This is a genomic window from Pseudomonas sp. KUIN-1 (assembly GCF_009176725.1).
Lineage (GTDB): Bacteria > Pseudomonadota > Gammaproteobacteria > Pseudomonadales > Pseudomonadaceae > Aquipseudomonas > Aquipseudomonas fragariae.
On the sequence record NZ_AP020337.1, the window covers coordinates 752,359 to 768,289 of the forward strand.

Here is a 15,931-nt window from a genome sequence, read left to right on the forward strand (position 1 = left end):
CAAGGTTGAAGATGCTCGCTGTTCATCACTGAAGGAGTGACATCATGCAGTTATTCAACGTTCAAGGCATGACCTGCGGGCATTGTGTTCGCGCGGTGACCGAGGCCATCAAACATGACGACCCGAGTGCCGATGTTCAGGTCGAACTGGCCAGCAAGCAGGTCAAGGTGCAAAGCAGCCTGTCGCCCGAGCGGATTGTCAGTTTGATCAGCGAAGAGGGTTATCAGGCACAGCCGGCATGACCCTGCCCCGGGAGATCGATGCGGTCTCCCGGTCTGTAAACATTGAAAAGTTTTGAATTAATTCCCCCGTTCGTCGTTCTCTGCAAGGTAAGCCGGGTAAACTAGCCCGTTGCTCTGCATCTGTGAATGGACACCCGATGAATCTACGAACGATCCTTATCCTTGGCTCATTGAGCGCCTTCGGCCCTCTGGCCATCGACTTCTATCTTCCTGGCTTTCCGGCCATGGCCTCGTATTTCGGGACCGATGAAAAACACGTACAACTGACCCTGGCGGCCTACTTTCTGGGACTTTCCCTGGGGCAACTGGCCTATGGCCCGGTGGCAGACCGGTTCGGTCGGCGCATTCCGCTGCTGGTCGGCGTAACCCTGTTCATGCTTGCCTCGGTCGCCTGCGCCTTTGCGCCGAGTCTTGAATGGCTGATTGCCGCGCGCTTCGTGCAGGCGTTGGGCGGCTGTGCCGGGATGGTCTTGTCACGCGCCATCGTCAGCGACAAGTGCAACGCCGTCGAGTCGGCCAAGGTCTTCTCGCAACTGATGCTGGTCATGGGCCTGGCACCGATTCTGGCCCCGATGCTGGGTGGTGTGCTGGTCAGTACCTTTGGCTGGCAATCGATCTTCGTCAGCCTCGCCCTGTTCAGCGGTGCCTGCCTGGCGGCGGTTGCGCTGGGGTTGCCGGAAAGCATGCCGGCCACCACGCCGCGTCAGCCATTGAGCGGCGCGCTGGGCCAGTACCTCAATCTGTTCAAGGACGGTGTGTTCATCGGTCACGCGCTGACCGGCGGCATCGCCATGGCCGGGATGTTCGCCTACGTCGCAGGCTCGCCGTTTGTGTTCATCAAACTGTATGGCGTGCCTGCCGAGCACTACGGCTGGCTGTTCGGGATGAATGCGGCGGGCTTCATTCTGGTGGCGCAGATCAACGCGCGTATCTTGCGCAAGACCGGCCCGGCGTTTTTGCTGTCGCGCACGGTCTGGATTTATCTGGCTGCCGGGCTGGTGTTGCTGGCGATCAGCGGGCTGCGCACCGAGGCGCTGTGGCCACTGCTGGTGCCGCTGTTCATCTGCGTGGCAAGCCTGGGCTGCATCATCCCCAATGCGTCGGCCTGCGCCATGAATGGCCAATGGGCGCGCGCGGGCAGTGCCTCGGCGTTGCTGGGTTGTCTGCAATTCAGCGTTGCCGCCGTCGCTGCCAGTCTGGTGGGCGTGCTGCATGACGGCACGGCCACACCGATGGCGCTGGTCATCAGCCTGTGCGGCGTGCTGACCGTGGGCCTCTCGGTGCTGACGCGACGTGCGCAGGCCCGGCGCGACGCATCGCTCCAGACCGCCTGATCGCCAAAGCGGTGGTGTCAGTCGCGCCGGGCGTGACTGACACCCTCGACTTCAGACGGCTCAGAAACCTTCCAGTACGACCTTGCCCTTGGCCTTGCCGCTTTCCAGCAGGGCATGAGCGCGGCGCAGATTTTCGGCATTGATGGTGCCGAAGTGCTCGCCAAAGGTGGTTTTCAGCGTCCCGGCGTCGATCAGCTCGGCAACCCGGTTGAGCAGGTTGTGCTGCTCGATCATGTCCTCTGTTTCGAACATCGACCGCGTGTACATGAATTCCCAGTGCAGCGACAGGCTCTTGCGCTTGAGCTTCGACACGTCCAGCGACTTGGGATCGTCGATCAGCGCCAGTTTGCCTTGTGGCTTGAGCGCTTCGACGAGCTGATCCAGATGCTGTTCGGTCTGGGTCAGGCTGGCGACATGAGTCACGTGGTTCAGGCCGACGCGTTTGAGTTCTTCGCTCAGCGGCTTGCTGTGATCCAGCACATGGTGCGCGCCCAGTTCGCTGACCCAGCTTTCGGTCTCGGGCCGCGAGGCGGTGCCGATGACCTTCAGCGATGTCAGTTTGCGCGCCAGCTGGGTCAGGATCGAACCCACGCCACCGGCGGCGCCGACGATCAGCAGGCTGTGTGCGCCTTCACCTTTTTGCTGCGGGATCTGCAATCTCTCGAACAGCAGTTCCCAGGCGGTGATGGCTGTCAACGGCAGCGCTGCGGCATGGGCGAAGCTCAGGGTCTTCGGCATGTGGCCGACGATGCGTTCGTCCACCACGTGCAGCTCGCTGTTGGCACCTGGCCGGGTCAGGGAACCGGCATAGAACACTTTGTCGCCCGGTTTGAACAGTGTGACCTGGCTGCCGACGGCTTTCACCACACCCGCCACGTCCCAGCCGAGCACCTTGCCTGCACCGTCTTCAGGCTGGACGTTCTGGCGGATCTTGGTGTCCACCGGGTTTACAGAGATGGCCTTGACCTCGACCAGCAAATCGCGATCGCCAGCCACCGGCTCGGGCAGCTCGATATCCTGCAATGATTTCACGTCGCTGATGGGCAGGGACTGGTAGTACGCAATGGCTTTCATGTCAGGGCCTCTCCAAAGAAAAAAGTGATGAAGAGATCATTGGCTATTTCCAGTAAAGATAAAACCCGCTAAAACGGCAGGCTCTTTCAATTTTATTTTGATAATACGAGGGCATGATGCTGCGTTTTGATGACTTGCAGTTATTCGTACGTGCGGCGGATCTGGGCAGCCTTTCTGCCGCAGCGCGGGTCATGGACATGTCTGCGGCGGTTGCCAGCGCGGCGCTCAAGCGTATTGAACGGCAGTTGGGGACGCGCTTGCTGGCCCGTTCGACGCGCAGCCTGCGCCTGACCGCCGAAGGTGAGGGGTTTCTGGAATACGCCCGCGCTGCACTGGGCAGCCTCGAGGAGGGGCGGCGCTTGCTGGCCAGCAGCCAGGACCGTTGCGAGGGCGTGCTGCAACTCTCGGCGCCGTCGGACCTGGGGCGCAACGTGCTGTTGCCGTGGCTCGACGAATTTCAACAGCAGCATCCGCAACTGACCGTGCGTCTGCTGCTGGGTGATCGTATTGCCGATCTGTTCCGCCAGCCTGTCGACGTGGCGCTGCGCTACGGCGAGCCGGAAGATTCCAGCCTGGTCGCACTGCCAGTGTTGCCTGACAACCGCCGGGTATTGTGTGCGGCGCCGAGTTACCTGCAGCGTCATGGCGAGCCGCATCAGGTCGAGCAACTGGCGCAGCATAACTGCTTGCTGTTCATGCTCGGCGATCGCGTTCATGACCGTTGGACGCTGAACGACGGCAAGCGCGAAATCAGTCTGACGGTCAGCGGCAACCGGTTCAGCGACGATGCCGACGTCGTGCGCCGCTGGGCGGTTGCAGGTGAAGGTGTGGCGTACAAATCCTGGCTGGACGTGGCCGCAGATGTGCGGGCCGGGCACCTGAAAGTGTTGATGCCTGACCTGGTCGGGGAGCGGGCGCCGTTGAACCTGTTGTGCGCGCATCGGGCGCAACTCAGTAAGCCTGTCATTCTGTTACTGGAAATGCTCAGGTCACGGTGTAAGCAACATGCTGTAGGTCTGTCGTCCGCAAACTTGTTTTAATCGCCGCGTCCCGGTAGGAAATAGCCTTCGGAAGTGTCGGAAAATATAATTTTCAAAGGCATTTCAATAACGTGAAGTTTCACTGTCGGGACAAAGTTGAAACTGACTGTTGTTGAGTGGATTTGGCATTTTTGTCATAGCCATTACGCTTGTCTTTTTAATCCCCTTTTGAAGTGTCGCTGCAAACCCCTTGTATAGAGGGGTTGCGGCGTAGTCGCGGGTACAACTTGGTGTTGAAGGAGTGCGCCACAGTTGGGCGATTTTTTACGTCGTGGTGTGCCCGCAGTGTGTAGGAGGCGCTTTTCACCCAGCGGGGGCGCAGGGCATAGAGTTTATACTTGTCATTACATATAAGAGCCACGTTGAACTCTACCGAGGCGTGATTGCTTTCACCCAGTCATCACCATAGATGAATGTTTCAACAGGGAGTGAACACATGGAATACGGACCTTGCATCAGCCAGATCGCAACTTTGCTGGCCGACCCCAAGCGCAGCGCAATGATCTGGGCACTGATGGATGGTACTGCTCGCCCTGCCAACGAATTGGCAATCCTGGCGGGACTCTCGACTTCTTCTGCTGGCGCTCATCTGGCGCGGCTGACCAGCGGTGGTCTGTTGAAACAGGAGGTTCGCGGCCGCAAGCGTTTCTTTCGCCTCGCTGCGCCGGAAGTGGGGGCCGCGGTCGAGGCGCTGGCCTGTGCCTCGCTGGCCAGTACTGAACAGATCAATCGTCGCTTTGCCCAGCCTCGGCCGCCCTTGCCGCTGCGCCGTGCAAGAATCTGCTCCGATCATCTGGGTGGCGAAATGGCTGCCGAGCTTTATCAGCGCCTGCTGGAAGCCGGCTGGATAGAACAGCAGGAGAAGCGCGTCGAGGTCACCAGCAAGGGGGTGGCCAGATTTGCCGAACGCGGCATCTACATACCCGCACTGGCGCAACGCAAGCGTGAAACGGTGTGTGTCTGTCCGAAGTGGAACGATCGCAATCCGCATCTTGGCGGCGCGCTGGGGGCGGGGTTGTTGCAGCTGTTCATTCAGATGGGCTGGCTGCGCACCACTGAAGAGTCCAGCACCTTGCAGGTCTCATCCAGTGGGCAGCGGGAAATCAGCAAGATCGCAGCGGCGGCCTGACTGGAGCGGTGGGTGTTGCTCGCTCCACCAACATCGTGCCACCGCTCCGCGTAGGCATGCAGTTCCGGACGCTCCGCGTCCTCTTGCGACGCAGAGCGTCGCGAAAGGCATTGCCACGCGGAGCGTGAGGAACGATGGGGATAGCCGCTCAATCACTCTCTAGGGCTTGACCAGTCGTGCATCCAGGCTGTTTTGCGCCAGGCGTTTGGCCTGATCTTCGGTCATGCCCAGGTGGGTGTACAGCGCGTGGAAGTTCTCGGTCACGTAGCCACCGAAGTAGGCCGGGTCGTCCGAATTGACGGTGACCTTCACGCCGCGCTCGAGCATGTCGAGGATGTTGTGCTGGGCCATGTCGTCGAACACGCAAAGCTTGGTGTTGGACAGCGGGCAGACGGTCAGCGGGATCTGTTCGTCGATGATGCGCTGCATCAGCCGCTCGTCTTCGATGGCGCGAACACCGTGGTCGATGCGCTGGATCTTCAGCAGGTTCAGTGCTTCCCAGATGTATTCCGGCGGACCTTCTTCTCCGGCATGGGCCACGGTCAGGAAGCCCTCGTTGCGCGCGCGATCGAACACACGCTGGAACTTGCTTGGCGGGTGACCCATTTCCGAGCTGTCGAGGCCTACGGCGACGAACGCATCACGGAACGGCAGCGCCTGATCGAGGGTTTTTTCGGCCTCTTCCTGGGACAGGTGGCGCAGGAAGCTCAGGATCAGGCCGCTGTCGACGCCCAGCTTCGACTTGCCGTCTTTCAGCGCACCGGTAATCCCGGCCAGTACCACTTCAAACGGGATGCCACGGTCGGTATGGGTTTGCGGATCGAAGAACGGTTCGGTGTGGACAACGTTCTGTGCCTTGCAGCGCAGCAGGTAGGCCCAGGTCAGGTCGTAGAAGTCCTGCTCGGTGCGCAATACGTCCGCGCCCCGGTAATACAGGTCGAGGAATTCCTGCAGGTTGTTGAAGGCATATGCCTTGCGCAGGGTTTCGACGTCATCCCACGGCAGGGCAATCCTGTTGCGCTCGGCCAGGGCGAACAGCAACTCGGGTTCCAGCGAGCCTTCGAGGTGCAAGTGCAGTTCTGCCTTGGGCAGGGCGTTCAACCAGTCGTACATATTCTTTTCTCATCAGGTGCAGATCCCGGGCATTCTACAGATGCACGTCGCTGCGCAGGGTAAAACCTGACCGAACGTTCAACTTGCCTCCTGTTCGCGGCGATAAGCGTAGGTATCCGCGAAGCGCGACAGCAGAAATTCGGCGCAGGTGGTCACCGGATAGCGGGCCGGATGATCGTCGCTCTGGCAACCAGGCAGGCATTCGATGCGCGTGTCGGGGTGCGGTTCGGCAAAGAACGGCATGGAGTAGCGATCAACCCCGAGCGGGCTGATGACCCGGTGCGGCGTGGACAGATAACGATCGTTGCTCCAGCGCGCCATCATGTCGCCCAGATTGACCACGAAGGTGCCGTCAAGCGGTGGCGCGTCGATCCATTCGCCACGCACATCACGCACCTGCAAGCCGCCCGCCGTGTCCTGATACAGCAGGGTGATGCAGCCGTAATCGGTATGCGCGCCTGCGCCTTGTTGCTCGGCTGAGGTCGCCGTACTACGCGGCGGGTAATGAATCATGCGCAGTACGCTGACCGGGTCCTTGAAGCGCTGATCGAAGAAATCGCGCTCGATGCCCAGTGCCAGGGTCATGGCGCGCAGCAGGGTTTGCGCCAGCGCCTGCATGTCCAGATAGTGTTGCTCCATCAGGGTTTCCCAGCCGGGAATGTCCGGATGCCGGTTTGGCCCACGCAGCGGTTTACCCGCCAGCACGTCGGGATGACGGGCATCCAGGTGCAGGCCCATGTCGAAGGTTTCCTTGAGGTCGCTCGGCAGGCTGGGGTCCAGTTGTTCGGTGGCGATGGCGCCGTAGCCGCGATGGTGCGTGCTTTGGGTGATGTCGATCAGGAGCTTTTCAGCTGCCGGCCGGGCGAAGAAGTCCTTTGCCGCCGCTTGCACCTGTTCGATGCGTTGCGCGCTGATTGGGTGGCCCTTGATGTAAAAGAAGCCCCACGCCCGACAGGCACTGTCGATTTGCCGGGCGACATCCTGCCAGGCCTGAGTGTCCGTGCCGTAGAGCGGGGCGATGTCGATGACGGGAAGCTGGTCCATTAACCGGTCCTGAAAGGGAAGTGTCGATGATCGTGCCTGGCGCGGCAGGCACGATGGTCAGGCAGCTGACGGGCTGATTACTTCGGCAGCTCGGCCTTGATGCCTTCGACGTAGTAGTTCATCGACGCCAGCTCGGCGTTGGTCGCGACCACGCCGTCAGCAATTTTCACCGTGCCGTTCTGGTCCTTGATCGGGCCGGTGAACGGGTGGAATTCGCCGCTTTCGATGCTGGCGATGATCTTCTGCGCCTCGGCCTTCACGTCAGCAGGCACCACGTCGCTGATCGGCAATTCGACCGTTCCTTCCTTCAGGCCGCCCCAGTAATCCTGTGGTTTCCAGGTGCCCGCGATGGCGCCTTCGGCCGCCTGGATATAGTGCGGGCCCCAGTTGTTGACGATGGAGGTCAGCACTGCTTTTGGTCCGAAGTGAGCCATGTCCGAGGCATAACCGACGGCATACACGCCACGACGCTCGGCGGTCTGGATCGGCGCAGGACTATCAGTGTGCTGGAATACCACGTCCACGCCCTGATCGATCAACGCGTTGGCCGCATCGGCTTCCTTGCCCGGATCGAACCAGGAGTTGACCCACACCACCTTGATCTCGGTGCCCGGGTTGTATTTGTTCAGCGCCAGCTGGATGGCGTCGATGTCGCGTAGCACTTCAGGAATCGGGAACGAGGCGACATAACCGATCTTCTTGGTCTTGGTCATCTTCGCGGCGATGTAACCGCTCACGTAGCGACCTTCATAGGTGCGGGCCAGGTAAGTGCCCATGTTCTTGTCCTGCTTGTAGCCGGTCGCGTGCTCGAACTTCACCTTGGGGAATTGCTTGGCGACTTTCAGTGTGGGGTTCATGTAACCGAACGAGGTACTGAAGATCAGGTCGTAACCGCCCTTGGCCATATTGCGGATGACCCGCTCGGCGTCTGCACCTTCCGGCACGTTTTCCACGTAGCTGCTGGTGACCTTGTCACCCAGCGCCTTGACCATCGCCTGGCGCCCCTGCTCGTGCTGATAGGTCCAGCCGTGGTCGCCGATAGGGCCGATGTAGACGAAGCCGACTTTCAGCGGATCGGCTGCCGAGGCGAGCAGGCTGGAGCCGATGCCGACAACGGCGGCGACGGCGCACAGCAGTTTTTTCAGGGGACGACGTGGGTTGGTCAGGTGCATCGGGTCTAGCTCCTTGCGGTCTTGTTGGAATGCCTACCCGAGCAATGCAATTAACTGACCAACAGGACAACTTACGATGCGGGCTTGCTTCCCTGCGCAGCGCGCCTATTGTTGTACATAGGTTTCGATGAGCCTGGAATATGTGACTTTCAGGTTTCTGCCCGCAGGGTGTGGGAGCGACCGGGGCCTTCCGCCAGAATCTAAAACAGACTTGTGTGTAACGCGTAGTGCAGCGCGAAGGTGCAGGCGCTGTGGGCTGCGCCGCTAACTGGTGCAGCGCGTGCTGCGCTCGACGATGCACATCGGTGTGCCTGCCACGGGTTCGCGCATGATCTGCACTTGCACATCGAACACCTGGCAGACCAGCTCGGCCGTCAGCACATCGCCCGGTACGCCGCAGGTCACCAGACGCCCGGCCTGCATGACCGCCAGATGGTCTGCGTAGCGGCAGGCCTGATTGATGTCATGCAGCACGGTAATCACCGTCTTGCCTTCGGCGCTGAGTTCACGCATCAGGTCCAGCAGTTCGACCTGATGGCTGATGTCCAGATAGGTGGTCGGCTCGTCGAGCAGGACGATGGCCGCGTCCTGCGCAAGGATCATCGCCAGCCAGGCGCGTTGTCGTTGCCCGCCGGACAGGTCGGACAGTGGGCGCTCGGCCAGTGTGTCCAGCTCCATGCGCTGCAAGGCTTGATCGACACTGTGCTGATCGGCGCCACTCAGACGTCCCCACAGGCTGTTGTGCGGACTGCGGCCGTACGCCACCAGCTGGCGTACGCTGACGCCTTCCGGAATCGGCAGTACTTGCGGCAGAAAAGCCACCTTGCGCGCCAGCTCGTTGGCCGACAGCTTGCCGTAGGCGGTGCCATCCAGGCTGAGACTGCCCGCTTGCGGGGTGAGAATTCGGGCGAAGGCCTTGAGCAGAGTGGATTTGCCGCAACCATTGGGGCCGATCAGCGCAGTGACCTGCGCAGGCGGCGGGCTGAACGACAGGTCTTGCACGATGCGCGTTGCGCCGTAGCCGATGTCGAGTTGCTGCGCCTTCAGAATAGTCATGGGATCAACCTTTGAATCGGGCCAGCAGCCAGAGGAAATACGGAGCGCCGATCACCGCCGTGAGAATCCCGGCCGGAACTTCGCTGGGCGCGATCAGCGTGCGGCCTAGCGTATCGGCCAGCACCAGCAATAACGCACCCAGCACCATCGAGGCGGGCAGCAGGTACTGATGATGACCGCCGACCAGACGGCGGGCCATGTGTGGTGCGACCAGGCCGACGAAGCTCACCGGGCCGATAATGCCCACCCCCAGGCTGGTCAACAGCACGGCACTGCCCATCGCCAGCCAGCGCGTACGCGTGAGGCCGGTGCCCAGGCTCTGCGCGGCCTCATCGCCAAGGCCGATCAGGTTCAGCGGTTTGGCCATCAGCAGGCTGAGCGGGATCAGCAGCAGAAGCGGCAAAGCCAGCAAAACGTGGTGCCAGTTGCGGCTCCACAGGCTGCCGGTCAGCGCCAGCAGGGCGGTGTTGATATCCAGCGGGTTGGACAGGATCAGGAACTCGGTGATGCTCGACAACGTCACTGCAATCGCGACCCCGGACAACGCGAAACGCACGCCGGAAAACTGCACGCCGGTGTTGTACAACGCCAGCAGCAGCGCTCCCGCCGCACCGCCCAGACACGCCACAAACGGCAGCGCCGACACCGGTAACTGCGGCAGGCCGATAATCGCGATGGTCAGCGCCAGCCCGGCTCCCTGAGTGACGCCGAGGATTTCCGGCGAGGCCAGCGGGTTGCGAATCACGCCTTGCACGATGGCGCCAGCCAGGCCGAACGCGCAGCCGGTCATGATCGCGATCAGGCCGCGTGGCAGGCGGTGATTCCAGACCTCGAAGTCCTTGCTGTCGTGGGCGATCAGGTGATCGAGTACGGCGCCTGGTGTCAGCCACACGGTGCCAGCGCTGAGGCTCAGCAGCAGAGCGAGTGCCAGCAGGGTCATCAGCAGCAACAGCCGTGCGCGCGGGTGGTTCATAGCGCACGCCTCGCCAGAAACAGAAAGAACGGCGCGCCGATCAATGCCGTCACCACCCCGGCCGGTGTTTCCACCGGGAAGGCCACGGCGCGGCTGATCAGGTCCGAGGCCAGCACGATGGCCGCGCCCAGGCCGGCGCTGATCGGGATCAGCCAGCGGTAGTCATTGCCCAGCCATTGGCGAGCGATGTTCGGCGCGATCAGGCCGACAAAGCCGATCGGCCCGACTGCGCAGACACTGGCACCGACCAGCAGCAGGCTGACCACGAATACCCGCAGGCGCAACGCGCCGATACGCACTCCCAGCGAACGCGCGGCGTCTTCGCCGAGGTTGATCAGGTTAAGGCGTGGCGCACAGGCCACCGCCAGCACCACGCCGATCAGCGTGCACGGCCAGAGCAGTTGCAATTGTGCGGCACCGACATTGGCCAGCGACCCAGCCAGCCAGTTGAGCACGCTTTGCGCCTGCGCCTCGACGAGAATTACCGTGAGGCGGGTCAATGCGGCGCACAGGGCGGCTACCGCGACACCTGCCAGCACCAGTCGGCCTTGAGCCGTGGCGGGTGACCAGGCACCGCCAAGACTGAACACGGTGATCCACGCCAGCGCACCGCCAAGGCAGGTCATCAGCAGTGCGCCACCGGGGAAGGGCAGGGCGACCAGACCGGTGGAAAACAGCGCGAGCCCCAATGCGGCGCCTGCGGTAACGCCAAACAATGAAGGAGACGCCAGACGGTTGCGGGTGATGCCCTGCATCAACGCGCCGGCCACGCCCAGGCAGGCACCGACCAATGCCGCGCACAAGGCACGTGGCACGCGCAGTTGCGCGACGATGTAAGCGATATTGCCGCCCTCGCGGCCCTGTGTGATCAGTCCGTTCCAGGCATCCACCTGGCGAATGCTGAACGACGACAGGGCGAACAGCGACACCCAGAACAATCCCAGGCAGGCTGCGATGATCACGCCCGCCATCAGCCAGCGGCGCATTTACGGGTTCAGCACGGCCTTGCCGCCCTTGAGCACGGCAAGCGCATCGTCGGCGATCTGCTCGGAGGCCATGATCCCGCGATTGCGCGCCCAACTGTCGCCATCCACTTCGGCCACCTGCTTGTTACGCACCGCGCCCAGCACCTGCCACAGCGGCTGCTTGCTCCAGCTGTCGACGATGCTCGGGCGGCGGTAATGACCGACCAGCAACCAGCCCGGGTCCAGGGCCAGCAGTTGCTCCAGGCTGACGAATTCGGTTGGCGCGGCGTTTTTGCGTACTTCCGGGACCTTCAGACCAATCGCCTGCAACACGCTGCCGGCATAAGAGTGCGGGCCATGCACAGAGAAGCTGTCTTCGCGGGCGACGCCGAACAGCACGTTGCTGTTGGCCGGAATCTGCTCGGCGACGGTCTTCAGGTGCTGGCGGTTTTCCGCGATGCGCGCCTGCATCTGTGGCCCTTTGCCCAGCGCGACGCCGATCAGCTCGGCAGACTTCAGGCTGCCCTGATAATCCTCACCGCGTGACGGCAGCATCAGCGTCGGCGCCAGGCTGGCCAGGTCGTTGTACAGCGCCTGATGGCGGCCGAGGTCAGCGATGATCAGGTCCGGCTTGAGCCGCGCGATCACTTCTATATTGGGTTGCGAACGCAGACCTACAGACTGCCATTCGCCGACGGCCTTGCGCACCTTGGGCAGCACGCGGTTGGCATCGCCATCGTCCGCCGCGCCAACGGGTGTCACGCCGACCGAGGCCAGCCCGTCGAGAAACGAAAACTCCAGCACCACCACGCGCTTGGGGGGATCAGGCAGGTGGACTTTGTGTTGGCCGTCATCGATGTCGATAGGCGTGGCCTGGGCGACGCTCGCCATCAGGGTCAGCAGGCCGCAAGCCAGCAGATGCGGAAGTCGAAAAGCACGCATGGCAAAGGTCCTTTCTAACAAAGCGGAATCATGAAAAACAGGCGCGCCCTGAAGGCCGCGAAGAAAACGGCGGTCACTATGGTTGAAAACGGCGGGCACTATTTCACATCGCGGCGACGGGATCAAAAGTCATTTACGCGTGAGTGCCGTTCTCATTCGGGCTATTTTATGAAACCTTTTGTCACACACGCTACTCTGACAGCCTTCACTGTTGGCCACCTTCATGTACATCCGCGGCGATGTCGCAAGGTTTGGGGAATAAAAATGGGCGCATTGCTCAAGCAAGAAAAGTTTCTGTTGCTGGCAATCATTGCCATGTTCGTCGCTTATCCACTGGAGCATGTGCTGGTAGGCAATGGTCAGGTCGTTGCGCTGGTGTCGGGGCTGGCGCTGGTTGCGTTCATTATCTGCGCCTCGATGCGCGTTGCGCATCACGCCGAGATGCTCGCGGAAAAGGTCGGCGATCCTTACGGCACGATGATCCTCACGCTCTCGGCGGTAACGGTCGAAGTGGTGATCCTGGCGATCATGATGAGCAACGAGCCGTCGCCGACGCTGGTGCGCGATACGATTTATTCGGCGGTGATGCTCGACATCAACGGCATCCTCGGTCTTGCGGCGCTGATGGGCGGTATCAAGCACGGCGAGCAGTCGTACAACGACGATTCGGCGCGCACCTACAGCGTGATGATCCTCACCGCGATGGGTGTGTCGATGGTCGTACCCGAGTTCATTCCCAAGGGTGACTGGAAGATCTATTCGGCGTTTACCATTGGCGCGATGATCCTCCTCTACACCCTGTTCCTGCGCATGCAGGTCGGGCCGCACAGTTACTTTTTCAGCTACAGCTACCCGGAAAAGAAGAAGCGTCAGAGCCAGGGCTCCAATCCGGCTGAAGAGCATGCGGAACCGGTCAATCTGACCCGCTCAATTGCCACACTGGTTGTCGGCGTGGTGGTGATCGGTGCGCTGGCCGAAGTGATGTCGAAGACGGTTGACCTGGGCCTGGAAGGCACCGGTGCACCGCCGGTGATGACCGCCATCCTGGTAGCCGCCATCTCTGCCGCGCCCGAGATCCTCACGGCCCTGCGTGCCGCGTTGGCCAACCGCATGCAGTCGGTGGTCAACATCGCTCTGGGTGCGTCGCTGTCGACCGTGATCCTGACCGTTCCGGTGATGGAAGCCATGGCACTTTACAGCGGCCAGCCCTTCCAGATGGCCATGACTCCGGTGCAGACCGTGATGATCCTCATCACCCTGCTGGTGTCCGCCATCAACCTCAACGACGGCGAAACCAACGCCATCGAAGGCATGACCCACTTCGTGCTGTTCGCGACGTTCATCATGCTGTCGTGTCTGGGGCTGTAGCACTTATTGCCTATCGCTCATACGCTCTGCGTCGCAAGAGGACGCAGAGCGTCCTGAACGGCATGCCGACGCGGAGCGTCGCACGATAGTCGAGAGTATCGCTCCGCATGCTCAACCCTGAATCAATTCCCGCGCGGCCTGGCGGTGATCGGCAATCAGTTGCTTGATGTCCAGGCCTTCGACCTGGCCGTCGATCACTCGCCATTGCCCTGCAATCATCACCCGATCGGCACGGTCAGCGCCGCACAGCAGCAGCGCTGACAGCGGATCATGGCTGCCGGAAAAGCGCAGTTCGTCCAGCTTGAACAACGCCAGATCAGCCTGTTTGCCCACCGCCAGTTCGCCGAGATCAGTGCGTCCCAGCAACTGCGCCGAGCCTTTGGTGGCCCAGCCCAGCACCAGATGCGGGGTGATTTTTTCGGCGCCGTAGCGCAGGCGTTGCAGGTAAAGCGCCTGGCGGGTTTCGAGGATCATGTTCGATGCGTCGTTGGACGCCGAGCCATCGACCCCAAGCCCCACCGGCGCGCCAGCAGCGAGCAGATCCAGGGTTGGGCAGATGCCGGAGGCCAGGCGCATGTTCGAGCTCGGGCAGTGGCAGACACCCGTACCTGCTGCGCCGAGACGGGCGATTTCGTCGGGGTTGAAGTGGATGCCATGGGCCAGCCAGGTACGCGGTCCCAGCCAGCCTACACTGTCCAGATAATCCACGGTGCGCAGGCCGAAGCGTTGCAGGCAGAAGTCTTCTTCGTCGAGGGTTTCGGCCAGGTGGGTGTGCAGGCGCACGTCGAGTTTTTCGGCCATGGCCGCGCTCTCGGCCATGATCTGCGGCGTGACCGAAAACGGTGAGCAGGGCGCCAGGGCGATTTGAATCTGTGCGCCGTCGCCACGCTGATGGTAGGTCTCGATCAAGCGCTGGCTGTCGGCCAGAATCACCTCGCCCTGCTGCACGGTTTGCTGCGGCGGCAAGCCTCCATCCGCTTCGCCCAGGCTCATCGAACCGCGCGTCAGCATCGCGCGCATGCCCAGCTCCCGAACGCTCTGCACCTGAACATCGATAGCCTGTTCCAGCCCGTCGGGAAACAGATAGTGATGGTCGGCAGCGGTCGTGCACCCGGACAGCAACAACTCGGCCAGCGCCACCTTGCTGGCGACCGCGAGCTTCTCCGGCGTCAGGCGCGCCCATACGGGATATAGGGTTTTCAGCCAGGGGAACAACGGCTGATTGACCACCGGTGCCCAGGCCCGCGTGAGGGTTTGATAGAAGTGATGGTGCGTGTTGATCAGCCCCGGCAGCAACACATGCTCACGGGCATCGAATGTTTGATTGCAGGGCTTTGACGGGAGCTGCCCGGCGGCCAGCACTTCAGTGATGACGCCGCCTTCGATCACCAGACCGCCACGGGCGTCCAGGTCATTGGCAGTGAACACGGCAAGGGGATTTTTCAACCAGATACGGATCGCAGGCATGGGCCGGCTCCTCTGAAAGACAGGTTCAGGTTAGCCAGCTCAGTGTTGCCCTGTCTGCTGATCCAGGGGCGCCGGGGGCAGGTGCGCCCCGGCGAAGGACGGCGATTCTAGTCGAGCGGCCGGTTACCAGGCAATCGTCTTGCCCTGGTAATCGATGAAGTGATGGCCGCCTTTGCCAGCGTAGGCATTGAGCTGTTCGACCAGCCCGGTGGTGCTGGTCATGACGTCGATGGCAGCATTTTCGCCGCCCATGTCGGTCTTGACCCAGCCCGGATGCATCGACAGCACAGTGGGACGGTTTTCGCCCAGCTCGGTGACAAAGGTATTGGTCATCGAATTGAGCGCGGCCTTGCTGGCCTTGTACAGCGCAAGGTTTGCGCCATCCGGGCAAGTGACGCTGCCCAGCCACGAACTCATGAACGCCAGGACGCCCGTGCCGGGACGAAGTTGATCGACGAAGCGCTCGGCCAGACGAATCGGTGCCACCGCGTTGGTCAGGAACAACTGCCCCAGCTCGGCAGCGGTCGACTTCGCAGCGCTCTGGTGTTCCGCACCGGTGATGCCGGCATTGACGAACAGCACGTCGAACACCTCGCCGCGCAGCTTCTGAACCAGCACTTCAAGCGAGGCGGTTTCGTCCAGATCCACCGCTTCGATGCGCACACCCTCGACTGCTTTCAGGTTTTCGGCATTTTGCGGATCACGTACGGTGGCGGTGACGTGCCAGCCCTGTTCGGTCAAGCGCTGCACCAGCCCTAGCCCCAGGCCACGCGAAGCACCGATGATCAGAGCGGTTTTCTTGGTAGTGGTCATGAATGATTCCTTGGCAGATTGAGAGACAGACTCCATGGCAGTGCCAGCAAGGCCTCTCGAAAGTTTCGACCTTGCAGCGTACTCCTGCCCATGACCTGTTGGAATCTTCGCGAGCCGAAAACGTTCAAGGTAGATGCCTGACGCGGAGCATTGGCACGATAGTCGGGATTATCGTTCCTCACGCTCCAGTGGAATGCCG

15 protein-coding genes are annotated in these 15,931 nt (G+C 61.6%); 5 read left to right on the top strand and 10 right to left on the bottom strand.

Translation table 11 applies throughout. From position 1 onward, the window contains the following. Positions 1-44 precede the first annotated feature (44 nt). Both KUIN1_RS03565 and KUIN1_RS03570 read left to right on the top strand, forming a co-directional pair. The gene (locus KUIN1_RS03565) at positions 45-242 is read left to right on the top strand and encodes a heavy-metal-associated domain-containing protein (RefSeq protein ID WP_003366461.1); all 198 of its coding nucleotides are present in this window, start codon (positions 45-47) and stop codon (positions 240-242) included. A gap of 137 nt (positions 243-379) precedes the next feature. Continuing rightward, positions 380-1,576: a multidrug effflux MFS transporter gene (locus KUIN1_RS03570; protein WP_011266545.1), complete on the top strand. Its 1,197-nt coding sequence runs from the start codon at positions 380-382 to the stop codon at positions 1,574-1,576. A 60-nt stretch (positions 1,577-1,636) separates the two neighbouring features. Here KUIN1_RS03570 and KUIN1_RS03575 read toward each other — a convergent pair whose 3' ends face one another. Continuing rightward, entirely contained in the window at positions 1,637-2,650 is a 1,014-nt protein-coding gene (locus KUIN1_RS03575) for a zinc-binding alcohol dehydrogenase family protein (protein WP_003431856.1), read from the bottom strand. A 116-nt stretch (positions 2,651-2,766) separates the two neighbouring features. Between KUIN1_RS03575 and KUIN1_RS03580 the strand changes: the two genes are divergently transcribed. Together KUIN1_RS03580 and KUIN1_RS03585 are read left to right on the top strand one after the other, a co-directional pair. Beyond that, a complete protein-coding gene (locus KUIN1_RS03580; protein ID WP_004407991.1) occupies positions 2,767-3,690 on the top strand; it encodes a LysR family transcriptional regulator in 924 nt (307 codons plus the stop codon). Between the two features lie 436 nt (positions 3,691-4,126). Beyond that, positions 4,127-4,819, top strand: a complete 693-nt coding sequence (locus tag KUIN1_RS03585; protein ID WP_116886417.1) for an ArsR/SmtB family transcription factor — start codon at positions 4,127-4,129, stop codon at positions 4,817-4,819. A 159-nt stretch (positions 4,820-4,978) separates the two neighbouring features. Here KUIN1_RS03585 and KUIN1_RS03590 read toward each other — a convergent pair whose 3' ends face one another. The 7 genes from KUIN1_RS03590 to KUIN1_RS03620 form a co-directional block, all read right to left on the bottom strand. Beyond that, positions 4,979-5,932 (bottom strand): adenosine deaminase, encoded by a 954-nt coding sequence (locus KUIN1_RS03590; protein WP_116886416.1) that lies wholly within the window; start codon positions 5,930-5,932, stop codon positions 4,979-4,981. 78 nt (positions 5,933-6,010) lie between these two features. Then, a complete protein-coding gene (locus KUIN1_RS03595) occupies positions 6,011-6,976 on the bottom strand; it encodes a 2-oxoglutarate and iron-dependent oxygenase domain-containing protein (RefSeq protein ID WP_116886415.1) in 966 nt (321 codons plus the stop codon). 77 nt (positions 6,977-7,053) lie between these two features. Further along, complete coding sequence (locus KUIN1_RS03600) at positions 7,054-8,148, bottom strand: BMP family ABC transporter substrate-binding protein (protein ID WP_004407996.1); 1,095 nt, start codon at positions 8,146-8,148, stop codon at positions 7,054-7,056. Positions 8,149-8,412: 264 nt separating this feature from the next. Then, complete coding sequence (fecE, locus tag KUIN1_RS03605) at positions 8,413-9,204, bottom strand: Fe(3+) dicitrate ABC transporter ATP-binding protein FecE (RefSeq protein WP_024652351.1); 792 nt, start codon at positions 9,202-9,204, stop codon at positions 8,413-8,415. Between the two features lie 4 nt (positions 9,205-9,208). Beyond that, positions 9,209-10,177, bottom strand: coding sequence for an iron chelate uptake ABC transporter family permease subunit (locus KUIN1_RS03610; protein WP_096127005.1), 969 nt, complete (start codon positions 10,175-10,177; stop codon positions 9,209-9,211). Next, the gene (gene fecC, locus KUIN1_RS03615) at positions 10,174-11,163 is read right to left on the bottom strand and encodes an iron-dicitrate ABC transporter permease FecC (RefSeq protein WP_024652349.1); all 990 of its coding nucleotides are present in this window, start codon (positions 11,161-11,163) and stop codon (positions 10,174-10,176) included. The genes KUIN1_RS03610 and fecC overlap by 4 nt, the downstream gene beginning before the upstream one ends. Further along, positions 11,164-12,084 (bottom strand): Fe(3+) dicitrate ABC transporter substrate-binding protein FecB, encoded by a 921-nt coding sequence (locus KUIN1_RS03620; RefSeq protein ID WP_152091835.1) that lies wholly within the window; start codon positions 12,082-12,084, stop codon positions 11,164-11,166. It lies immediately after the preceding gene. 264 nt (positions 12,085-12,348) lie between these two features. Here KUIN1_RS03620 and KUIN1_RS03625 point away from each other — a divergent pair, with 264 nt between their 5' ends. Next, entirely contained in the window at positions 12,349-13,452 is a 1,104-nt protein-coding gene (locus tag KUIN1_RS03625; protein WP_003414637.1) for a calcium:proton antiporter, read from the top strand. 111 nt (positions 13,453-13,563) lie between these two features. Here KUIN1_RS03625 and KUIN1_RS03630 read toward each other — a convergent pair whose 3' ends face one another. Both KUIN1_RS03630 and KUIN1_RS03635 read right to left on the bottom strand, forming a co-directional pair. Beyond that, positions 13,564-14,919: an 8-oxoguanine deaminase gene (locus tag KUIN1_RS03630; RefSeq protein WP_024642390.1), complete on the bottom strand. Its 1,356-nt coding sequence runs from the start codon at positions 14,917-14,919 to the stop codon at positions 13,564-13,566. A 123-nt stretch (positions 14,920-15,042) separates the two neighbouring features. Continuing rightward, on the bottom strand, positions 15,043-15,732 hold the full coding sequence (locus KUIN1_RS03635) for an SDR family oxidoreductase (protein ID WP_004408007.1): 690 nt from the start codon (positions 15,730-15,732) through the stop codon (positions 15,043-15,045). Positions 15,733-15,931: the final 199 nt, after the last annotated feature.